The following is a 22875-nucleotide window of genomic DNA, read 5'->3' on the forward strand; positions in this document are numbered from 1 at the left end:
CATATAAGACAACTTCACAGAAAATCAAAGGAATAAAAAATTAAACAATCATTTAAAAAATGTTAAAATTTAAAAAAGGAAAAACCTCATTTCTGAGGGTTTTAGTAATTATATTTGGTTTTATCTTATTCCTTGATAAATTTCTTTTGGGCAGTACCTTTTACATCATCAATATCAATTACATACACTCCGTTAATAAGCATATGAACGTCAATCTTATTGTTAAGAATAATACCTGTTGATACAATTTGTCCTGTAGCATTATAAATTTTATAATTGGCCCTGCCGCTGATGTTTTTCACATTCAGCACTGTTTTTACCGGGTTTGGATAAATCAGGATTTCATCCTGGTTTACCGGATTCGGTACAATTTGCTTAGAAATTCTTACCGTATAGTCTTCTACTTCGCCATTAGGAACATTGGTACAATTCACAGGAATGCCGTCTTTCTGAAGTGCAACACGCATTACAACATATTTAAAATCTGTAAGGCTTATGAATGCATCCACAGGCACAGAGAAGGTTCCGGTTACTGTCTCCTCGTTATTTGGGCCTGAAACAAAAACTCTTTCATTAATATCAAAATATCCGTTCCTGTTGAAGTCGATCCAAACAGCAACTCCTGCATTGGTATTTCCTGATATTTTCTTCTCAATAGTTACTTTATTATCAGAAGACCCCTGGATTAATTCGATGAATTTGTTATTCACTCCCGTATAATCCGTGTAGTTAGACGCTAAAGATTCATTTACCATTTCCGGTTTACCGTTTGGCGTTACTGTAACTTTTGAAATATATTCAGAAGATGAAGCGGTAGCAGCCATCTGGCAATACACCACTGTAGGTGTTGTGAAAAGATATGGCAGAGTATAATTTCCGGCAGTTCCGCTGCAGATATTCGCTACCTGCATTTCATATTGAGTAAGTTCCAGAAGACCTGTAAGGGTAATTGTATTGGTATTGGAAGCTACGCTTGTCCAGCTCGGAATACCAACTTTTCTGTATCTCAATACATATGTTGCACCCGGGAAAGATTCCCATGTAACCTGAGCCGTAGTGGTCGTAATATTGGTGATCGTTAAACCGGGAGGAGCAATTTCGCATGTTCTTTCCGTGGTAAATACTTTAGGGTTAGACCATGGATTCATCGTATTTTCATTATCACACATATTGGCAACCTGCACTTCATATGTAGTATATACATTCAGCCCTGTAAGAGGGAATGTATTGACAGGAGCTGCAGGTAAAGGAACATTCGCACTCCAACCAGCGTTTCCACTTCCCACGATCCTGTATCTCATGAAATAATGCGAACTTGCTGCTAAAGGCGACCATGTGATTAAAGCCGAATTTGTTGTAATATTACTGATGGTAACATTCGGAGGCGTAGGATCACATCTCGTCGTGAATGTATTGTTGGAAGGCGCGCCCTGATTTCCGTTACAAACCGCAATTACCTGTACTTCGTATAATGTTGCAGATGAAAGATTCGTTAACGTTGTTGTATTCGTAGGCTGCGGATAAGGAGCCGCTGCCACACTTGTCGTCTGCCAAGGCGCACCGGTACCCTGTGGTCTGTAATTAATAATATAGCTTGCACCACCAGTATCCTGCGGCCATGTTAGTACTATTGAATTATGGGTAGGAGCTCCCAACGTTACAACCGGAGTTGCCGTACTGCATACACGCAGATTGATATTGTCAATTGCTACAGGAGGCTGTGTTCCTGCTGAAGAGTCGTTTCTCCATTCAAAAACAAGACGCATCGTAGTTCCTGCAAAGCTTGAAATATTCAGAGCAGGATTAAGAACAGTCTGCCAGGTCGACTGCTGATTATAATTCGCTCCCACCTGTATTCTTCCTGCTCCTGCAGTAATCTGAGTTCCGGAAACAGGCATAAAAGTTGTTGGCACCAGCCAGACTCTCAAATAATCATAGGTTGATTCTCCCTGTGCTTTCCAATCGAAAGAGAAAGTAGCGGTTGTTGTTGCCGCAGGAATAATAATATCCCTGTACGCGTGAACCACACTCGTAGATCCTGTATTGTAGGCATTAGTTGTTCCGTTTGTATTGGAAATATAAATGGAATTTCCGGTATTTCCCGTTGCAGAACCATACACCCACTTGTTTACCTGGGTTCCGTTAGTATATCCCAAGTCGCTTCCTGAAGTAAACTGTTGTATATAAGGAAGTGTTGCCGGAATTTGCGAGGTAGTAAAGCTTGGCCCAGTCACCCAGAAACTTCTGTCAGACCCTGCACACACAGAGCGCACCCAGAAATAATAGGTTGTGTTTGCCGTTAAAGGAGACAGTGTTGCTGAAGTTGTCGTTGAAGTTGATGTAGGTACCGTAGAAGCTACCGGAGGTACGTTTGTTGTCGTAAGGTAAATCTGATACCCTCCTACAGGTGCAGGTGACGGAGCCGTCCAGCTTATTGACGCAGTATTGCTGCCCACACTTGTTACCTGAACGTTTGTAGGAACTTTACACGTAGGAATACTCAAATTAATATTATCAATTGCAGCAGGAGGCTGTGTACCGCCTGATGAGTCATTTCTCCATTCAAATACAAGCCGCATGGTTGATCCCGCAAAAGAACTGAGATTAAGCGATGTATTTAAATAATTTTGCCATGCGGTTTGCTGATTCATGTTACCACCAATCTGGATTCTTCCCCCACCGGCAGTAATTTGAGTTCCTGGTGTCGGTACAAAACTTACCGGAACCATCCATACTCTTAAATAATCATATGTAGATTCTCCATCTGCCTTCCAGTCAAACATCAATGTAGCATCTGTTGTTCCAGCAGGAACAATTATATCTCTGAACGCATGTACTACACTTGAAGATCCAGTAGTGTATGTATTGGTAGTTCCGTTATTGTCTGAAATATATAATGAATTGGCAGGATTTCCTGTCGCAGCACCATACGCCCATTTGTTAGTCTGATTTCCGTTTGAAAGCTGAAGATCGTTTGCTGAAGAAAAATTCTGTGTGTAAGGAAGCGTAGCCGGAATCTGATTCGTGGTGAATGAAGGTCCTGCGATCCAAAAACTTTTATCATTAGAACTGCAAACCGAACGAACCCACCAGTAATAAGTGGTGGAAGCCAATAATCCCGGGAGACTCACCGAAGTTCCTGCATTGGCAACTCCCGGCGTAGCAGCAGTAGGAGGTGTACTGTTTGTACTTAGGTAATATTCGTATCCCGATGCCGGAACCGGGTTAGGAGCATTCCATGCTAAAGTCGCGTTATTAGTTCCTATGTTAGAAACAGCCATAGCTGTAGGTATAAAGCAGGTAGGTATGCTAAAATTAACATTATCTACAGCAACCGGTGGCTGTACGCCTCCTGATGAATCATTTCTCCATTCAAATACCAGCCTCATGGTTGCCCCCGCAAAAGACGATATATTCAGATTGGAATTACTGTATGTTTGCCACGTCGACTGCAAATTATAATTCCCTCCAACCTGTATTCTCCCTCCTCCGGCAGTGATCTGAGTTCCGGAAGCGGGCACGAAGGTACTTGGCACCAGCCAGACTCTCAAATAATCATAGATAGACTCTCCTCCCGCTTTCCAGTCAAATAAAAAGCTGGCAACAGAAGAGCCTGCAGGGATTGCAATATCTCTGTACGCATGCACAACACTTGACGAACTGATATTGTAAGTATTAGCGCTTCCATTATTATCTGAGATATAAATAGAATTGCCGGCATTCCCGGTAGCAGAACCGTAAAACCACTTATTCGTTGCAGTCCCGTTAGGAAACGTAAAGTCGTTGGCAGTATTAAAATCCTGTGAATAGGGTAATGTTGCAGGTGCCTGTCCATAGGCATTCTGTATGAAGCCTAAATTTAACAAACACAGAAGAAGCACTAGAAAAGTAGAAATTTTCTTCATTAGTTATCATTTAATATTAATCATTGCAAATCTAATTCGTTTTTTGATAAAACTAAGCACATAACAGCATGTTTTTTATAAAAAATGCAGACTATGCACACAAAAAATTTATTAAAAATAATTTTATCTTACTTTACAAGTAACGCCCTGCTCTCATTTTTATTATTGTCAGGCAAAAATCAATTTATTATTGAATGACAGAATTCACATTAAAATATAATAAAAAAGGATCCCGAAACCGAGATCCTAAAAACACAAATGATGAAAAAAAATTTTTATAGAATCAATTAATTGATTCTATGATAAAATTAACTCTGAAAGAATTAAATTTTTATGACTGGGATCACAACGCTTTAATTGATATTTTTTTAAAATATAAAAGCAAAACTCCTCAAGGGTCGTGAGGAGTTTTTAAAAGGGTATATGGGGTCTAAAAAAGTGTCTTATCTTGCAGAATCAGTTCCGGTACCTGAAGTGTTCTGAGTCCCTCCGTTCTGATTAGGGCTTGTGGCCTGGTTGTTTGTTCCGCTCCCCTGGTTCATCATACTGTCTCTTACACTGGCTGTGGAGTCCATGCCTCCGGTGGCTGTATTATCAGGAGCCATTGTTCCTGTGGCAGCAGAATCACTCACAGCGTTGTTTTCATTTTCCGTTTGCTGTTTTTTACAGCTTACAGCAAAAAGACTGATTCCCAGCATTAATAGCATTACTTTTTTCATATAAAATTTTTTTGGTGTTTGATATGGTTCAAAATTATATACAAATCATGAACAATTATATGAGCGAGATCATAATGTCCTGAATTTTCATATAATTTTAAAATATTTTTCGGCAATGCTTGCATTTAACCGTTATTCATCCCATGCTAAAAGAATTTGTATTAATTCAAAATATAAAAGAAAATTAGACAAACACTATATCTATAATCTCTTTATTAATATGAATACTTAACAACTATATAAGACTATTTTTAATATTTTTTTTAAAATTTTAACATTACTTAACTTACTATTGGCGTCATAATTGAAAATATCATATTGTAAATCTGGTCTTTTAGACCTATTAAAATTTGAATTATGAAAAGTATAGTGTTAACAGGATTATTATCAGTATTTGCGCTGACAGCCTGTAAAAAAGATGATCAGATAGCCGAAAAATCTCTGGAACAGCAAAAAATGGAATTCCAGATGAGACAATTGGAAATAGAAAAACAAAAATTAGCTATTGAGAAAGAAAAAATAGCTTACGAAGCACAAAAAAAAGCAGACAGTATCGCTGAAGTTGAAAAAGCTAAAACAGCTGCCACCTCAAAGCCTCAGATAATAAGGGAAACAAATACTATTTACAGAGACAGGCCGAGCTCTGGTTCAGGAAGCAGCTCATCCGGCAATAGCGGAAGCACAGCTTCTCAGGGTACAACCCAGAAAAAAGGAATGAGTGAAGCTGCTAAAGGGACCATCATTGGTGCTGTGGGAGGAGCCGCTTTAGGAGCAATTGTTAACAAGAAAAGTCCGGGTGCCGGTGCTGCTATTGGTGGTGTAGTGGGTGGTGCTACAGGATATACCTTGGGTAGAGCACAGGATAGAAAAAGCGGAAGAGTACAGCCACGTAACTAATTATTCTTATAATACATAAAAAAGATTGCTTATTTTTAAGCAATCTTTTTTATGCTGTCAATTCTCCTATCTTGTTTTATTCTGATTCCTGTTCTGATGGGCTGGGGAAAGATAATACATTGCTCGTCGGCAACTTATATTAAAGGAACAGCTGGTAATATTTTTTTCGGGATAATAGGAATAAGCATTACTTTTACAATACTTGCATTTTTTTTCCCGCTAAATCTTTATATAGAAATTCTTGCCCTATCCATAGGATTGTTATTCTTTTTTAAGAACCGTTTGCATAAAGAATTTAAGGCTTTTTCTAAAAAAGATTTTGTCATCATCATTTCAATTTCAATCATTATTTCTTTCTGCGGATCTTTTTACCCATTTATTTTAGATCATTTCGGATATTATGTCCCCACGATAAAATGGCTCACAGAATACGGAATGATAAAAGGCATTTCAAACCTTGATCTTACATTAGGACAAATGTCGGTATGGCACATATTTCAGGCTGGATTTTCCAATTTTTCAGATCCTTTTTTAAGAATGAATTCAGTATTGCTCATTGTTTATGTTTTGTATATCGTTGAAAAAAAGAGTTGGATTCAGTTGTGCTTCATACCGGTTCTGCTGTTATTTTCACAATCGCCAAGCCCGGATTTGCCAGTACTAATTTTTTCTTTGGTTATTTTGAATGAAATCCTGAAAGGAAACCGTTCAACAGATTCATTATTTCTGTTTTCAGCTTTTGTTTTTATTATAAAACCTACGATGATCTGGCTTCCTGTTCTGAGTTTTTTTTATTCAATTTTTATAGTTAAATCAAGATTTACAAAACTACTTCCCGGATTTTTAATCGTTCTACTGTTTTTTATTAAAAACATATACACTTTCGGATATCCGGTGTTTCCGGTTTCCTTACCTGATTTGGAAATTAGCTGGAAACCCAATCCTGAAATTTTAAAAACATCTTCACAATTTGCTATTCAGAAAACTTATGACATGAAGTATTCTTATGAAGAAATCAGGCATTTTTCAACCGCAGATTATATAAAAAACTGGCTTTATTTAGACGGAATTAAAGGTAAAATCAATATTCTTTTTGCATTAAGTTTAACCATACTCATTTTCTTCACCATCATTAAAAAGAACAGGATTATAACCCTGCTCTGCATCTCCATTATTATTAAAAGCATTTTAGTTCTTCTCTTTTCAGCCCAGTACCGGTTTTTTATTGATGTTTTTTTTGTGATTTTCTTTGTACTGCTTGCCCATTATTTTAACCGGAAAAAATCGATCGCCATATTTTCTGTTCTAAGTTTAATCATCATCTGCTTTTTAGCAATGCCCAATATCCTTCAGACTTACCTTCCAAGCTTCAGACCCGGAACTTTTATGGGGAAATTTGAGATAAAGCAGCTGTACCAGCCTTCAACATATCAATATCATCAATCCAATTCTTACAAAATCGGGAATTTAGTATTTAATGTTTCCAAAAAATATCCGTATAATTTTGACACCCAGCTGCCTGCCATTTCAGAAAGCTATGTTTACAGTAATATTAAAGCCGGTATTTTCCCGCAGCTGGCAGATGAAAAAAATATGCGTGAAGGTTTTATCTGGAAAAAATTATCACTAAAACAAAAAACAGAAGCGGAAAAAGTAATATATTCCACAAAAAACACCTATCCACAGAACAGGTAGCCAACATTTAAAATCTGGATAAAAAGCCGTAAATTTGTATCATGTTAAATACTTTAGGTAATCTTCTCAGCCTTACAACATTCGGAGAAAGCCATGGTCCCGCATACGGCGGAATCATTAATAATTTTCCCGCAGGACTTCAGGTTGATTTTGATAAAATACAATATGAACTGAACCGCAGAAAACCGGGACAGTCTGCCATCGTAACCCAACGGAAAGAAAGCGATACCGTACAGTTTCTTTCAGGTATTTTTGAAGGAAAAACAACCGGAACACCCATTGGCTTTATCATCGAAAATGAAAATCAAAAATCAAAAGATTACGATCATATTGCCCAATCGTATCGTCCGAGCCACGCAGATTTCACATATGACCAAAAGTACGGATTGAGAGATTATCGCGGCGGCGGAAAATCTTCTGCAAGAGAAACCATGAACTGGGTGGTTGCCGGAGCTTTAGCAAAACAATTATTATCCGGCATTGAAATCAATGCCTACGTTTCTTCCGTAGGTGAAATTTTCTGTGAGAAACCTTATCAGGCGCTCGACTTTTCAAAAACGGAAAGCAACGAAGTGCGGTGTCCCGATCCGGAAACGGCAGAAAAAATGATCGAAAGAATTAAAGAAATTAAAAAAGAAGGAAACACCATTGGCGGAACCATTACCTGCGTAATCAAAAATGTTCCGGTGGGAATCGGCGAGCCGGTTTTTTCGAAACTTCAGGCTGAATTGGGAAAAGCTATGCTTAACATCAACGCTGCAAAAGGATTTGAATACGGAAGCGGTTTCTGCGGTGCTAAAATGACAGGAAAAGAGCACAATGATCTTTTCAATGAAGATTTCACCACAAAATCTAATCTTTCAGGCGGAATTCAGGGTGGAATTTCAAATGGAATGGACATCTATTTCCGGGTAGCTTTTAAACCGGTGGCAACGATTCTGAGACCTCAGGAAAGTGTAGATAAAAACGGAAACGCGGTAATTGTAGAGGGAAAAGGACGCCACGATCCCTGTGTGGTTCCAAGAGCGGTTCCTGTGATGGAAAGCCTTGCCGCTTTTGTCCTTGCAGATCTGTTTCTGATTAACAAAACAAGAAATATCAACAATTTTTAATACAATAGTAATGGAAAATTACTGGCAACAAAGCATCTCTTTTGAAGAGTATGTGAAAATAGGAAGAGAAAGATTAGAAAATCCTGCCAATCAGCAGGAAGCCGAGTATAAACAATATTACGAGCTCGGTTTGCAGCGAATTGAAAGAACATTGAAAAAATATATTCCGGATGAAGGCCAGCTGAAAGAGCTTGAAGCCAAAAATTTCGACGGCAAAATACTCATCATCTCCGAAGTTTGGTGTGGGGATGCAAGCGCTACCGTTCCGGCTTTGGTTAAATTTTTCGAAGGCAGAAATGAAGTGCGTATTTTCCTGAGAGACCGCGACAAAAGTTTAATCAATCAATTCCTTACAAACGGAACGGAATCTATTCCGAAAGTGATTATCCTGGATCGAGATTTTCAGGTTAAAAAATGCTGGGGCCCGCGTCCGAAATTCGGGACAGCGTTATTAATGAAATATAAAGCTGATCCTGAGGCATATCCGAAAGATCTTTTTTACAATGACCTGCAGGTTTATTACGCCAAAAACAGGGGAAAGGATGCAGTTCAGGAAATTTTGGAATTGTTGTAATTTAATCGTTAATTTACCTGTTCATATTTTTTAAAATTTGAAATGAAAAAAAATATAATTTATTTTGTATTAATCGCTATCATTGCGGTAATCGCTTTTGTTCCGGGCGTGAAGGAAAAACTTCAGGATACTTTTTTCCCTATTGCAACGATTGAAAATGCAGTACACGTAACGGAAGAAGATTATGATATCGACCTCCAGGGAATCAATGTTCCAAGCACAAATCTTAAAACGTTTAAAAACAAAGCTGTATTCCTGAATTTCTGGGGAACCTGGTGCCCGCCGTGCAGAAAAGAATGGCCTTCAATTCAGAAGCTTTATGACACCCGAAAGGACAACGTGGATTTTGTACTGATTGCCATGAATGATCAGGAAGATGCCGTAAGAAAGTTTTTAAAAGAAAATAATTACACGGCTCCTGTTTACATCGCACAAAGCCCGATTTCCGAAAAAATACTTCCAAAAGTATTTCCTACCACTTACCTTCTTGATAAAAACGGAAGAATCATCATTAAAGAAGATGCCTCAAGAGACTGGAATACAGAAACCGTACATCAGTTTATCGATAATATTATTAAATAATTTTTTAACGTTCCATAAGATCCTATTGGTACAGAATTTGCGAATTACGTACTGTTGTAGAATTTTAAAATTAAACACAAAATGAAATATTCAAAATTAAGCCTGGCAAAAGAAGCCATCAATCACAAAGGTTTTGTGAAAAAAATCCCGGACATTTTCAGAATGGTAAGAATGTGGAGAAAAGGAGAATACCCGATGAGATCCATCGATATTATTTTACCGCTGTTGGGAGTACTGTACATTATCTCGCCGATTGACCTTCTGCCGGAAGTTGCCGTTCCCGTAATCGGAGTGTTGGATGATCTTGCCGTTTTATCGCTTACCATCCCGAAACTGATTAAGGAAGTAGACAAATTCCTTCTTTGGGAAGCCGAGCAACAATACAGTAAAGACACAACGAAAGTAATCAATGCCGAAATCGTAAAATAAAAAACATCCTTCCGGGTGTTTTTTTGTGAATAAACAAGCCTGCTTTACGATAATTGAACGATAAAAACACTCAATTCATCTACGAAGCAAAATTCACAATGGACTTTCAACATCATTTCCTTAAATTTGCAAACATTAAAAAAAAATAATGGAAAGTAAAAAAGAATTCTTTTTAGAGTGCTATAAACTGGGCATCATCAAATTCGGAAGATTTACATTAAAAAGTGGTATTGAAAGCCCTTTTTATGTAGACTTAAGACCGCTGGCTTCAGATCCTAAAATCCTGAAAAACTTAGCCAATTATTTACTGGATATGCTTCCTCTGGATAATTTTGACCTGATCTGCGGAGTTCCTTACGCTGCCCTTCCGATGGCTACAGCAATGTCTCTTGAAAGCTATATTCCATTAATTATAAAAAGAAAAGAAGCTAAGAACTACGGCACCAAAAAACTGATCGAAGGAATTTACCAGAAAGGACAAAACTGCCTTTTGGTGGAAGATGTGATTACCTCCGGAAAATCTTTAATCGAAACCATTGCGGAAGTTGAGCAGGAAGACATTAAAGTGGCCGATATCGTAGTTGTGCTGGACAGGGAACAAGGCGGAAAAGAGCTTCTTGAAAGCAAAGGCTACAGAGTTCACACCCTTTTCAATATTTCGGAAGTATGTTCAATCCTTTGGGAAAACGGAGAATTATCGGATGACGAAGTGAAAAGAATTCAGGATTTTTTACAGGGAAATCATATTCAGTTTGAAGAAGTAACAAGAGCTTCTTACGAACAGAAACTCAGTACAGCGCAACATTCTGTTTCTAAAAAATTATTGGAAACAGCAATTGCCAAACAATCCAACCTTATCGCTTCTGCCGATGTTACCACCACTCAGGAATTACTGGATCTTGCAGAAAAAGTAGGCCCTCATGTGATTGCGTTGAAGACACACATCGATATTATATCTGATTTCGAATACGAAAAAACAATTACTCCTTTAAAAGCTTTGGCAGCAAAACATAACTTCCTGCTCATGGAAGACCGAAAATTTGCAGACATCGGAAATACCCAGGAACTGCAGTTTACAAGCGGTGTATTTAAAATTACAGACTGGGCAGATTTTGTAACGTCTCAGGTGATCGGAGGATTTGAATCTTTAGACTGCTTTAAAAATGTAGGCGTTGTTGCCATCATCGGGATGTCTTCCAAAGGTACTTTAACCACAAGCGCTTACCGGGATGAAGCTTTAAAAATTGCAGCTTCCCATCCCAATGTAATCGGAGGAGTTTCCCAAAACCCGCTTCCCGAAGAGATGCTTCTGTTCACTCCGGGTGTAAATCTGGCAGATTCCGGCGACGGTAAAGGACAGCAGTACAATACTCCGGAACACGTTTTCCAAACGCTTCACACCGATTTTATCATCGTCGGAAGAGGAATTTACAAATCTGAAAACCCTGCCGAAGCAGCCATGATCTATCAAAATGAAGGATGGAAAGCGTATTTAAATTCCTTGATGAAAAACTAACTTAAAGTTAATCTAAATTTTTATAGATTTTCTTTAAAATAAACTATATTTGAAACATATCACAGTTAATTGAGAAATATTTGCATTGGACTTTTTTTGTTTCTGGGTGTTGTAGAAGTATCTGCACAGAAGGATAGTATTTATATTGAAGCAAAACTTTCTTCAGACAAAAAGCTGCTGCAGGTAAATCAGGAGCTGGTCTACCACAACAATTCTAAAAATGTTCTTGATACGATAAAGCTCTTAAACTGGGTATCTGCTTACAATAAGAGAGGTACTTCCCTTGTCTACCGGAAGCTGGAAGACCGGAATATCGATCTTCACTTTGCTGAAAAAAAAGAGCTCGGCAAAGTACTCAGTTTAAAAATTCAGGATTCTGATCAGGAAATTCCGGTAAATAGCATTTCTGAGGAGAATTTATTTCTGCCCCTGAAAAAAACATTACAGCCAGGAGAACAGGTAAAGCTAAAACTGCAATATGAAATTCAGCTTCCCGACAAAAAGTTTACAGGGTACGGAACTTCGGATAAAAATGTAGCATTAAAATATTTCTTTATTGTTCCGGATCGTTTTGATCCTGAAAATACTTCCAAAAGAGATTATCACGATATTGAGGAATCGGTAAGTTTCAACACGCATTGGATTATTAATTTCGACCTGCCGGTCAATTATTTTGTTGAAAGTAATCTTCAGCAGCTTCAGATGAATTCGTTCAGAGGGTACCTGGATTCTGATCCGGAATTTCTTATTTCACAGAATGAATATCCGTCAATCACCATCAACAATGACGATATTAAAACTGAAATAAAATTCGGCTATGATTTAACTCCGGAACAAAAACAAAACCTTGAGTTTTATCTGCCGCTTCACCTGAAATTTATTAAAGACAGGATCGGTGCCGTTCCTCAAAGAATTTTCATCTCTGATAAGTTCAGGGCGAAAGAAGATTTTTTCGGAAATAATGATATTGCATTCTGGAAATTCAGGTTTCAGCTTTTTACCGATGCCCAGAAGACCGATCTTGATTACTTCGGGATAGTGGCCAAAAAAGTTCTGGATGAAAGCATTATTACCGACAAACAGGATAATCACTGGTTTAAAAACGGTTTAAAATCTTACCTTGAAATTCAATATCTGAAGAAATTTTATGGCGACACCAAACTCTTGGGCAGCTTACCCGAAACCAAAATTTTCGGAATTAAACCTTTAAAGCTGTTCTATGCTTCGGATGTAAAGCTCATTGAGAGGTACGGACTTACGTATCAGTATATCATGTCCCAGAATCTTGATCAGAAAATCGATGAAAAATATACTGTCCTGAGCAATTTTAATGATACGGCTATCAGCAGCTTTGAAATGGGAACCTTATTCAATTATTCGGCAGATAAGATGGGCTATGAAAAATTCGATAGCCTGGTACAGAATTTTATTGCTAAAAATACCGATAAGCAGGTTAATCCGGATGATTTCATTAAAGAATTGGCGGAACAGGACAAAAGAACTTCTTATCTTGCTGACTTTTTACAGCATAAAAACAGGGTTAATTTTAAGCTTAAAAGATTTCAGAAAGAAGGAGATTCTCTTCATATAAAAATTAATAAAAATACATTCTCTAATATTCCGGTAAAACTGCAAACCGAATCCAAAGACGGCGACACCAAAGAATATTGGATAGAAACGGAAGAAAATAAAAAAACAACAACGTTTTCTATTCCTTCCGAAAATATCAATAAAATCACCTTAAATGACGACTACATCTTCCCGGAAGCCAATTATAGAGATAATTTCCTCTATGCTAAAGGTTTCTTTTCTAATATGAGAAAGATCAAGCTGAAGCTTATTAAAGACATCCCGAATCCGGAATTCAATGAAGTTTATATCAGTCCGAGAGTTCGTTTCAGCAACACGTATGATAAATTTTTGATCGGATTTAATTTTAAAAACCAGTCGTTTTTCGATCAGAAATTTTTGTATTCTTTCACTCCTACTTACAGTACGGGAACAGGAAAGCTTACCGGTTCCGGAGCAGTGGCCTACTCTCTTCTCCCGGCAGAAAGTATTTTCAGAAGCATTACTTTCGGGGTTTCAGGATCTTATTTCCATTATGATTTTGATTTGGCTTACCGAAAGGGTTCTGTTTATTCTAATTTCAGCTTTAGAAAAAACCCGAGAAGCACCGTAGGAAGGAGCCTTGGGATTTCTTACAACTATTTTGAAAGAGATCTCAGCCCATTGATGATTGCCAATAATGATTATGACAAGTACCACTTGTGGAGCATCGGCTACGGATACAACGACAGCCAGAGCATCCACGAGAAAAGCATTGGTGTGAATACTCAATGGATGGAAGATTTTCATAAAGTAAATGCAGAAGCTTTTTACCGTTGGGAATTTGCACCGAGACAAAAGCTTAGCGTGAGGCTCTTTGCAGGATATTTCATCAAAAATAATACAAGAAACAACACGTTTAATTATGGAATTTCCAGAGTTTCGGATTACTCTTTTTCCTATAATTTGTTAGGGCAAAGCGCAACCGGAGGAATTCTTTCGCAACAATATATTCTGGCAGACGGAGGGTTCAAATCGTTCATACCGGGAACTGTCAACAAATGGATTACTTCCGTGAATGTAGACACCAGTGTCTGGAAAATCTTCCATGTTTATGCAGATGCAGGAGTGTATGATAACAAAAACCGGTCTACGAAATTCATTTGGGATAGTGGTATAAAAGTACGTGTCATTCCGGATTTCCTTGAAATCTATTTTCCGGTACAGTCATCTTTAGGATTTGAACCAGGATTCAAAGATTATGGAAAACGTATCCGATATACGCTGATTCTAAATTTAAACTCCATTATCAACGCAGCTCGCCGAGGCTGGTATTAATTTAATTGTGCAATCGTATCAAAAAATTGCCCCAGAAAAATTCTGAGGCATTGGTATTTAAGATTGTAATAAATTATCCATACTAATCTTTCAGGATTTTTTGCGAAACCGGTTCATTATTAATAGTACCTGTTACGATGTAATTTCCTTTTTGCAGTTCGTCAACATTTAATGATCCATTTTCTTTTACGGAAGCTGTTTTCACAACCTGTCCCATCATGTTGTATACTTTCACATCTTTTACGTCCGCTCCAAAAACAATTTCGCTGTTTTTCACAAAAGTGTTTTTGATGAAATTAGGGCGTACAGCGTTAGCAGAAATATCACTCACCGCCAAAGTTCCTCCCTGCGGAGTAGGCAATCCGATAGTGAAATCTACACTGTTGTTGTTGGTATCGCCGGTAATTCTGGTGATGGAATTAAGAATCGTTGGGGAAGGAGCAGCTCCGGTACCTTCATATTGATTAGCCAAACCGTATCCTACAAAATCTAAAACATTGGATGCTGTTGGCCCCGTCACCTGTGTAGCATTGCTGGCAAGCGCAACCTTTCCGGAAGTAAGCCCTATGCCTAATCCGGCACCAACAACCGGACCGGAACCATCGAAATTCAGTACGACATTAACTATTAAATTCGGGTTAACAAGGTTGATCAACCCACCGCCATCGCTACCTTCCTGAATCAAATAGGTCTGTCCCGGATTTAAAGTGATCGTCGGTAAGGTATGATACTGGGTAAATGCTCCTGAAGCAGAGCCGTACTGAATCGTTGCACCCGTTAAGGTTGCCGTTGAATTGCCAATGTTTTTCAACTCTATGAAGTCATTTGTTAAGGTTGCCCCTAAAAGGCCTCCTCCGGTATACACTTCATTAATTACAATCTGGGCATTAGAAAACGCCATCATCGAGATAAGCCCGATAAAAGTAAATGCTTTTTTCATAATTAAGTGATTTATGTTGTACTAATGATTCAGCAAAAAAAATGCCAAATAACTAATCATATACCACATATTTTGCGAAAAATTCATCTTATTTAGATTATTTAAAATAAAAAAGCCACTTTAAAAAAGTGGCTTACATTTATGATATTGCTGATTAATATTAATCTTTCAAGATCTTTTGAGAAACAGGCTTATTGTTTACTGTACCAGTAACAATATAGTTTCCTTTTTGTAATTCAGCGACATTTAAAGATTCGTTTTCCTTTACAGAAGCTGTTTTTACAACCTGACCATACATATTGTATACTTTTACATCTTGAGCCTGAGCTCCGAAAGTAATTTCTTCATTCTTAACAAAAGTGTTTTTAATAAAGTTTCCTTTTGTTTTAGATAAATCAGAAACAGCTAAAGTTCCTCCATTTGGAGTTAGAGAAAAATCATCTACAGCAAACATACCATCGCTTCCCGTTTCATTGGTATCAACCCATTTGATAAAAACACTACCTCCATTAGCAATATTAAGGCCAGTGATTGTAAAAGATTTAGCAACTCTATTGGCAGGAAGATTCCCGTCAACAGCTGTATTTGTATTATCTGATGTCAGTATTTCCATCATGTCAAGGTTAGTCACCGGAATCCATGTTCCGTTATCCAAAGCAGTAGCATCGGTACTGTATGAAAAAGCAATTGTCTCAACGACTGAGTTACTACCTGTTCTCCACTGCTCTTCATTGAAAGAGATCACCAAGCTTGTAACAGCAGCCCCTGTATTGTTTGTAAATTGAGCACCAAAAGCAGGAACTGTAGAACCAGATGCGATTGTTCCCAATGCCCTATCACTTGAACCTACACTTCCGACATTAAATACCGCTCCGGTATTAGACGTTCCGTCGTTTACAATCGGAGATAAAGCCTGCCCCACTGTTCCTGATCCTGATGAACGTAATGCGCTCCATCCTGAAGGTAAAACAGTAGTAGTCCCCATCCCATCAAAATTTTGTGAATATGCAACTCCAGAAGTAGTAAGGCTAATTTGCGAAAATGCAACGCTTGACATTAAAACTACAGCTAATGAGTAAATTTTTTTCATGACTTTAAATTTAATTATTAATAATTTACAGGCCAAAATTACACCATTTTTTTCTCAATAGACAATAATAGGGTTAATTTTTTGTTAATAATACTAAACCCCTTTCCATAAACATTTTTTAAGTATTTTTACGGATTATTTTAAAGGCTTGCGGAATTATATTCTGATATTTGTGATATTTTTTATGGGCATATTCTCCGGAAATGCACAGATATTCACGTGGAAAAACCCTAACCTCCCACAGGATAGTATAAAACAGGATAGCCTAAGACAAGACAGTATTCTCGCTGCAAGATTCGAGCAGGATATTTTCGCAAAAGATACTCTGGATTTTGTGAAAACCAGCAACAGAATTATTGTGGATGAAGCCGTTCTTGCCCGAAATGATAAAAAAAGATTCTTAGGAGAGCTTAATTCAAAGGGTTCCATTATCCGGGGAATTACTTTCGGGAACAACCAGGGACAGTCGGTACAAAGCTCTATGGATCTGCAGATTTCCGGGAGGCTTTCTAAAGATGTTACGATTCTCGCAAGTATTTCAGATCATAATTTACCGATTCAGGCAGACGGATACACGCAAACCCTTGAAGAATTCGACAAGATATATATGCAGCTTAATATTAAGGATAAATCCATCCTTAGGGCGGGGCACCTTGATCTTGTGGAAGCCAAAAATTATTTTGCAAAATTCCAGAGAAGAAGCATGGGCCTTGAATTTCAGACAGAATTCGGGAAAGAAAATAAAACATTCATGGATGTCTCGATGGGAGTTGCACGAAGCGAATTTCACAGAATCCGCTTTCAGGGGGTTGAAGGAAACCAGGGACCTTACCGCCTAACCGGAAAAAACGGCGAGCAGTTTATCACACTGATATCAGGATCGGAACAGGTTTTTATCGACGGTATTTTGATGAAGCGCGGGGAAAACCAGGATTATATTATTAATTACAATACAGGTGAGGTAACATTCACCAGTTTCCGCCCTATTTTCCAGCAGAATTTCATTACGATTTCTTACAATTATACCAACAGGAATTATTCCCGATATTTATTCACCGGAAAAGTTGAACACAAGAGAGAAAAGCTAAGGCTGGGGCTGAATTGGTTCATGGAAAATGATAATAAAAATGCGCCGCTGGCTTTAAATCTTTCTCAGGAAGACCAACAGATTCTCGCTGATGCAGGAAACGATCCGAATTTAATGTACGCTCCTTCCGGTGTGGTTGCCGAATATGATGTTAACAAAATCCTTTACCGCCTGGTACAAAATCCTTCCGGGAACTATTATGAATTTTCAACGGATGCCACACAGACTCTTTACACCGTTTCGTTTACGTATTTCGGAGCCAATCTTGGAGATTACAAAATAACACAAACTACGAACAACGGGAGGGTTTTTGAGTATGTCGGTCCAAATATGGGAGATTACCGTGCCGTAAGAAAGCTTCCTTCTCCGGAAAAATCACAGGTATATTCTGTAAATTCCGAATATCTTTTAAAAGACGGAAAAATCGGAGCAGATATTTCACTAAGCAATTATGATGTCAATCTCTTTTCGTCCAGAGATTCCAACCAGAATATTGGTTACGCGTGGAGAATTTTTGGAAATAAAACTTTTACCAAAAATAACTGGAAAGGGACCCCGAATTTTGAATATCAGTATATTGATAAACAGTTTCATATTTTAGACAGAATCAATGATGTAGAATTCTCAAGAGACTTTAACCTTGCCCAGGAATTCAGCGGAAGAACACAGAATAGGTTTATCTTTAGCTTTTTAAACAAATGGAATAATAAATCCACCTTAAATTACAGAATCAATTACCTCGATGAGCAGGATTCTTATAAAGGGATAAAAAATGATCTTGATTTTGGCTGGATCAGCGGTAAGTTTTTCACTAAAGGAAGCTTATCTTACCTTAATACAAATGCCATTCTTCAGGATACAAAATTCATAAGAGGAGGTGTTTCTACAGAATATACCGGTAAAAAGGGAAGCTGGGCCATCGGCGGAAGCATGGAACACAATGAAAAGAAATATAACGACACCCAGCTCATGGATGTCACCAGTTTCAGCTGGAGAGAAATTTTTGTACAGAAAAAGATTGGCGACAGCGCCCGTACAAAATTGCTGACAAAAGTTTACATGCGGGACAATGACTCGGTGCGCGACAACAGGCTCCAGAGCATGAATAATATATTGGGATTCATGACCGAAAGCCAAATCATAAAGACAGAAAAAACAACGTTAAATGCGCTTCTTCATTACCGGAAGTTTTTCTACCAGAATCAGGATATTGATGCTTCCAGAAACAATGATTTCGTGGTAGGGAATATTCTTTACAACCAGCAGCTTTTCAGAAACGGGATGAGGCTTCAGGCTTTCTATGAATTGGGAAACGGACAGGAAGCGCAGAGAGAATTCCAATATATAAAAGTAACTGACGGACAGGGAGTTTATAAATGGACGGATTACAATGGCGACGGCATTCAGCAGCTTGATGAATTTGAGATTGCAGAATATTCTGATCTTGCACAATATATCAGGATTTATACCAATTCTGTAAGATATGTACCTTCCAACAAAAACAAAATACAGCTGGCTTTATTTGTGAACCCTTCTGTTGTTTTTAATTCTGAAAATAAATTTCTCAAGCGGTGGAATTTTAATATTTCACTAAATTCCCAGAACTCTTTCTACAAGCGGGATAAAGTTTTGGTGTTGAATCCTTTCGAAAAAAATGATGATCAAATATTGAAAAATCAGAATATTCTGGCTTCGGCACAGTTCAGCCCTACTGAAAAATCCGGCTGGAACGGAAACTATCGTTTTATATCCAATGACAACCTTATCAATGCCAACTTCAGTAATGAAGAACGTGAACAGATATCCCATTTTTTAAACATTGGGTACTGGTTTAATAAAGAATTCAGAATCGACTGGGAAAATTCCGTACATGATATTCGGAACTCTTCCCAGTTATTCGCAACCAGAGATTACCGTCTGAATAATTTTGAAACAAAACCGAAAGCAACTTATAAATTTACGGATGCTATTCAGGCAGAGCTTTCTTCCGCATTCCGGCAGAAAGACAGAGTTGATGGGGAGGAACTTCTAAAAGCGTTTGACATTACCGGAACCATACAATGGGAACGAAGAAAAACTTCCATCAGAGGAAATTTTTCATTCATCAATAACAATTTTACAGGAAACAATTTCAGTATTGTTGGAAACCAGATGCTGGATGGGCTGAAGCCCGGAAAAAACCAGGTGTGGAGCGTATTTATTCAACAGGCTATCAATTCTTTTCTTCAGCTAAATTTAAATTATGAGGGAAGAAATTCCGGAGACCGGACCATTCATATCGGAAGCATGCAGGTGAAGGCAAGTTTTTAATAAAAAGAAGATTTGTTATTTTTAATTCAAATTAAGATTTTATTTAAAAAAATTACTTTATTAATTATTCAAAATAATAAAAAGTTAACGTTAACAACCATTACAATTAATTCTTTAAACGCATTTATTCCTAAACAAAATCATATAAAAATAAAAATTATTCATTTTTTTCATTTCATATACAATTAATTTATAATTTCGCAGAATAATAATTAAAAAAACATAGATGAAAAAAATTTTATTACTTATCGGCTGCGTTTTTATACAAAATGTAAGCGCTCAGTTACTTTTAAATGATGATCTTAGTGCACTTTCAGCAACACAGCTAAGCGGACAGGGAAGCTGGACGAATAACTCCAGCACTTACGGCGGAGGAGCATGCGCAGGATTTGGATGTACCAATACGCAGGTAGCGGCTTTTACCCAAAGTTATTCTAACTACAGCTCTGCTGTAAATTCTGCAAAAACAGTTCCTAACCAGGATTCCGTAGGTAGAAACTTCACTCCTATGGCTATGCCTGCAGATGGCAATACATTTTATTTTTCTTTCTTAGTAAATGCGAGTACCGTACCTTCAACAACGCCAGGGGATTTCATCAGAATCCTGAGTAACGGCCCTTTTAATACTGCGATCAGAATTCTTTTCCAGAATGCCACAGGAGGTTTTAAGGTAGGCGGGTCTAAAAACAGCGGCACCAACACTTTTTCAGCTACGGTTTTGCCGCTTAATACCACGCATTTAATTGTCGTTAAATATACCCACAATACAGGAAGCACAACAGATGACGTGATGTCAATCTACCTCAACCCTTCTTCCGCAGCAGAACCTTCAACGGCTGACGTTACCATCTCAAGCGGGAATGATTATGCAAGCACTTTAAATCTTGACCGGTTTTTTATCCGAACCAATACAACCAGTATCCCGACAACGAACATTACATCATTTAAGGCAGCCAAAGCTTACAGCGCTCTCTTTACAACAGTTTTGGGAATATCTGAACCTGTAAAGCGTAAAAATGAAGTAATAATTCTTGAAAATCCGGTAAACAATACCCTGAAAATAAGACTATCGGAAAGCTACAGCACTGAGAAAACCATTATTACGATTTTCGATACTGCCGGGAGAAAAATTCTTACCAAAAATTATACGGAAAATATGAATGTTTCAGATTTACAAAAGGGCAATTATATAGTGGAAGTATCAGACGGTGAACGAAGATTTTCTTCTAAGATCATCAAAAAATAATAGTTTAAAGACACAATAAAACTTGATAATAAATCCTTTAGCCGAATAAAGGATTTATTTTTTTGAAAAGTTGTAAATTTGCAGCATGATTAAAATTGGCAATATAGAACTGCCGGAATTTCCGCTTTTACTGGCTCCGATGGAAGATGTAAGCGATCCGCCTTTCAGGAGATTATGCAAAATGCATGGTGCAGACCTAATGTACTCTGAATTTATTTCTTCGGAAGGGTTAATCCGTGATGCCATTAAAAGCAGAAAAAAACTGGATATTTTCGATTATGAAAGACCTGTAGGAATCCAGATTTTTGGCGGAGATGAAGAAGCAATGGCCATGTCGGCAAGAATTGTAGAAACGGTGAACCCTGATCTCGTTGATATTAATTTCGGATGCCCTGTAAAAAAAGTAGTTTGCAAAGGTGCGGGAGCAGGCGTTTTAAAAGATATTGATTTAATGGTGCGCCTTACAAAAGCGGTTGTAAGATCAACAAGTTTACCGGTAACCGTTAAAACACGTTTAGGCTGGGACAGCACTTCCATCAACATTGATGAGGTAGCAGAACGCCTGCAGGAAACGGGAATTAAAGCATTAACCATTCACGCAAGAACGCGTGCACAAATGTATAAAGGCGAAGCAGACTGGGAGCATATTTCAAGAATCAAGCAAAATCCTAATATTGAGATTCCGATCTTTGGAAACGGTGATATCGATTCCCCTGAAAAAGCTTTAGAATATAAACAAAAGTATGCCTGCGACGGAATCATGATCGGAAGAGCAGCCATCGGATATCCATGGATTTTTAATGAAATTAAACATTTCTTTAACACCGGAGAACATCTTCCGGCACCAACGATTGAAGACCGCTTACTGGCAGTTCGCCAGCATGCGGAATGGAGCGCAGATTGGAAGGGTGAAAGATTAGGCCTGGTTGAAATGAGACAGCATTACAGCAATTATTTCCGCGGTGTTCCTCATTTTAAGGATTTCAGAAAGAAATTCCTGGAAGTATTTACTTTATCAGAAATGGATGCTTTGATTAAAGAAACCCAGGAGTTTTATACAGAATATTTAGCGCAACAGGCTTAAATAAAAAACCATCAATACAAAGTTGATGGTTTTTTATTTACTGTTTTATTTAAATTAATACCCTTCCGAAGCTGATTGATTTTTGATTAGTGCTGATGCAGAAGAAGTTCCTATACGTTTTACTCCCATAGTGATCATTTTTTCGGCATCTTCGGGAGTTCTTACTCCACCGGCAGCTTTCACCGGAAGTTTTCCTGCGTTATCAAGCATTATTTTTATCCCTTCAAAAGTTGCTCCGTTTGGCTTTCCGGCTTTAGTTTCATAAAAACCTGTGGAAGACTTTACGAAAATCTTAGGCCATTCATTTTCCGGGAAATTATCTTCTGCCCAATTGGAAATATTTTGGGTAAGATCAGCGATTTGTTCATCCGTTAAAGCAGCAATTTCAATAATCCATTTTACAACTTTATGATTTTGGAGACACAGCTGGGTACATTTTATAAATTCATCTTTTACCATGTTTACATCTCCATTAAGATAAGCGTTGTAATTGATGACAAAATCCAATTCATCTGCTCCTTCTGCGATTGCTTTCTCTGCCTCCGCAAGTTTTTCATCCACAGAATAGGTTCCTTCATGAAAACCGATAACCGTTCCCACTACAACATCCGAATTTCTTTCCTGAATATATTTTTTGATTTCAGAAACATAATCCGGGCGGATCATTACGGCAAAAATTCCGTTATCAATTGCTTCCTGCGCCAGATCTTTATCTTTTTGTAATGTTTCGTGTTCCGAGATCCCCGACTGTTCAGGAGTTTTCAGGTAGGTTGAATCCAAATATTGAGCGATGTTCATGATGT

The 22875-nt window shown here is 37.9% G+C and carries 16 protein-coding genes; 11 read left to right on the forward strand and 5 right to left on the reverse strand.

Translation table 11 applies throughout. The features are described 5' to 3' along the window. Positions 1 to 125: 125 nt before the first annotated feature. The gene (locus tag SOP96_RS08110; RefSeq protein ID WP_326320482.1) at positions 126 to 3905 is read right to left on the reverse strand and encodes a fibronectin type III domain-containing protein; all 3780 of its coding nucleotides are present in this window, start codon (positions 3903 to 3905) and stop codon (positions 126 to 128) included. 443 nt (positions 3906 to 4348) lie between these two features. Next, entirely contained in the window at positions 4349 to 4624 is a 276-nt protein-coding gene (locus SOP96_RS08115; protein WP_326320483.1) for a hypothetical protein, read from the reverse strand. 357 nt (positions 4625 to 4981) lie between these two features. Between SOP96_RS08115 and SOP96_RS08120 the strand changes: the two genes are divergently transcribed. The 8 genes from SOP96_RS08120 to SOP96_RS08155 all read left to right on the forward strand — a co-directional run bounded on the left by SOP96_RS08120 (position 4982) and on the right by SOP96_RS08155 (position 14315). Next, positions 4982 to 5521: a YMGG-like glycine zipper-containing protein gene (locus SOP96_RS08120; RefSeq protein WP_326320484.1), complete on the forward strand. Its 540-nt coding sequence runs from the start codon at positions 4982 to 4984 to the stop codon at positions 5519 to 5521. A 51-nt stretch (positions 5522 to 5572) separates the two neighbouring features. Beyond that, positions 5573 to 7216, forward strand: a complete 1644-nt coding sequence (locus tag SOP96_RS08125; RefSeq protein ID WP_326320485.1) for an LIC_10190 family membrane protein — start codon at positions 5573 to 5575, stop codon at positions 7214 to 7216. Between the two features lie 41 nt (positions 7217 to 7257). Then, on the forward strand, positions 7258 to 8328 hold the full coding sequence (gene aroC, locus SOP96_RS08130; RefSeq protein ID WP_326320486.1) for a chorismate synthase: 1071 nt from the start codon (positions 7258 to 7260) through the stop codon (positions 8326 to 8328). 10 nt (positions 8329 to 8338) lie between these two features. Continuing rightward, complete coding sequence (locus SOP96_RS08135; protein WP_326320487.1) at positions 8339 to 8902, forward strand: thioredoxin family protein; 564 nt, start codon at positions 8339 to 8341, stop codon at positions 8900 to 8902. A 42-nt stretch (positions 8903 to 8944) separates the two neighbouring features. Next, positions 8945 to 9484: a TlpA family protein disulfide reductase gene (locus tag SOP96_RS08140; RefSeq protein WP_326320488.1), complete on the forward strand. Its 540-nt coding sequence runs from the start codon at positions 8945 to 8947 to the stop codon at positions 9482 to 9484. An 81-nt stretch (positions 9485 to 9565) separates the two neighbouring features. Continuing rightward, on the forward strand, positions 9566 to 9913 hold the full coding sequence (locus SOP96_RS08145) for a YkvA family protein (RefSeq protein ID WP_326320489.1): 348 nt from the start codon (positions 9566 to 9568) through the stop codon (positions 9911 to 9913). A gap of 148 nt (positions 9914 to 10061) precedes the next feature. Next, complete coding sequence (pyrF, locus tag SOP96_RS08150; RefSeq protein ID WP_326320490.1) at positions 10062 to 11429, forward strand: orotidine-5'-phosphate decarboxylase; 1368 nt, start codon at positions 10062 to 10064, stop codon at positions 11427 to 11429. 69 nt (positions 11430 to 11498) lie between these two features. Continuing rightward, positions 11499 to 14315, forward strand: a complete 2817-nt coding sequence (locus tag SOP96_RS08155; RefSeq protein ID WP_326320491.1) for a gluzincin family metallopeptidase — start codon at positions 11499 to 11501, stop codon at positions 14313 to 14315. An 82-nt stretch (positions 14316 to 14397) separates the two neighbouring features. Here SOP96_RS08155 and SOP96_RS08160 read toward each other — a convergent pair whose 3' ends face one another. Beyond that, positions 14398 to 15255 (reverse strand): lamin tail domain-containing protein, encoded by an 858-nt coding sequence (locus tag SOP96_RS08160; protein ID WP_326320492.1) that lies wholly within the window; start codon positions 15253 to 15255, stop codon positions 14398 to 14400. 160 nt (positions 15256 to 15415) lie between these two features. Beyond that, positions 15416 to 16345, reverse strand: coding sequence for a T9SS type A sorting domain-containing protein (locus tag SOP96_RS08165; protein WP_326320493.1), 930 nt, complete (start codon positions 16343 to 16345; stop codon positions 15416 to 15418). 184 nt (positions 16346 to 16529) lie between these two features. Between SOP96_RS08165 and SOP96_RS08170 the strand changes: the two genes are divergently transcribed. From SOP96_RS08170 to dusB, 3 genes are all read left to right on the forward strand, one after another. Next, positions 16530 to 19742, forward strand: coding sequence for a hypothetical protein (locus tag SOP96_RS08170; RefSeq protein WP_326320494.1), 3213 nt, complete (start codon positions 16530 to 16532; stop codon positions 19740 to 19742). Between the two features lie 226 nt (positions 19743 to 19968). After that, positions 19969 to 20988, forward strand: coding sequence for a T9SS type A sorting domain-containing protein (locus tag SOP96_RS08175; RefSeq protein ID WP_326320495.1), 1020 nt, complete (start codon positions 19969 to 19971; stop codon positions 20986 to 20988). Between the two features lie 85 nt (positions 20989 to 21073). Further along, entirely contained in the window at positions 21074 to 22072 is a 999-nt protein-coding gene (dusB, locus tag SOP96_RS08180) for a tRNA dihydrouridine synthase DusB (RefSeq protein ID WP_326320496.1), read from the forward strand. Between the two features lie 54 nt (positions 22073 to 22126). Here the strand turns inward: dusB and deoC are convergent, their stop codons facing one another. Continuing rightward, on the reverse strand, positions 22127 to 22873 hold the full coding sequence (gene deoC / locus SOP96_RS08185; protein ID WP_326320591.1) for a deoxyribose-phosphate aldolase: 747 nt from the start codon (positions 22871 to 22873) through the stop codon (positions 22127 to 22129). Between the last annotated feature and the right edge of the window lie 2 nt (positions 22874 to 22875).

Source organism: Chryseobacterium salviniae (assembly GCF_035819015.1).
Taxonomy (GTDB): Bacteria; Bacteroidota; Bacteroidia; order Flavobacteriales; family Weeksellaceae; genus Chryseobacterium; species Chryseobacterium salviniae.

What these genes read in the sequence shown, in the direction of transcription:
- SOP96_RS08140 (WP_326320488.1), top strand. Translation starts at nt 8,945, where the DNA reads ATGAAAAAAAATATAATTTATTTTGTATTAATCGCTATCATTGCGGTA.
- SOP96_RS08120 (WP_326320484.1), top strand. Translation starts at nt 4,982, where the DNA reads ATGAAAAGTATAGTGTTAACAGGATTATTATCAGTATTTGCGCTGACA.
- SOP96_RS08115 (WP_326320483.1), bottom strand. Translation starts at nt 4,624, where the DNA reads ATGAAAAAAGTAATGCTATTAATGCTGGGAATCAGTCTTTTTGCTGTA.
- SOP96_RS08125 (WP_326320485.1), top strand. Translation starts at nt 5,573, where the DNA reads ATGCTGTCAATTCTCCTATCTTGTTTTATTCTGATTCCTGTTCTGATG.
- SOP96_RS08160 (WP_326320492.1), bottom strand. Translation starts at nt 15,255, where the DNA reads ATGAAAAAAGCATTTACTTTTATCGGGCTTATCTCGATGATGGCGTTT.
- pyrF (WP_326320490.1), top strand. Translation starts at nt 10,062, where the DNA reads ATGGAAAGTAAAAAAGAATTCTTTTTAGAGTGCTATAAACTGGGCATC.
- dusB (WP_326320496.1), top strand. Translation starts at nt 21,074, where the DNA reads ATGATTAAAATTGGCAATATAGAACTGCCGGAATTTCCGCTTTTACTG.
- SOP96_RS08145 (WP_326320489.1), top strand. Translation starts at nt 9,566, where the DNA reads ATGAAATATTCAAAATTAAGCCTGGCAAAAGAAGCCATCAATCACAAA.
- aroC (WP_326320486.1), top strand. Translation starts at nt 7,258, where the DNA reads ATGTTAAATACTTTAGGTAATCTTCTCAGCCTTACAACATTCGGAGAA.
- SOP96_RS08110 (WP_326320482.1), bottom strand. Translation starts at nt 3,905, where the DNA reads ATGAAGAAAATTTCTACTTTTCTAGTGCTTCTTCTGTGTTTGTTAAAT.
- SOP96_RS08170 (WP_326320494.1), top strand. Translation starts at nt 16,530, where the DNA reads ATGGGCATATTCTCCGGAAATGCACAGATATTCACGTGGAAAAACCCT.
- SOP96_RS08175 (WP_326320495.1), top strand. Translation starts at nt 19,969, where the DNA reads ATGAAAAAAATTTTATTACTTATCGGCTGCGTTTTTATACAAAATGTA.
- SOP96_RS08165 (WP_326320493.1), bottom strand. Translation starts at nt 16,345, where the DNA reads ATGAAAAAAATTTACTCATTAGCTGTAGTTTTAATGTCAAGCGTTGCA.
- SOP96_RS08135 (WP_326320487.1), top strand. Translation starts at nt 8,339, where the DNA reads ATGGAAAATTACTGGCAACAAAGCATCTCTTTTGAAGAGTATGTGAAA.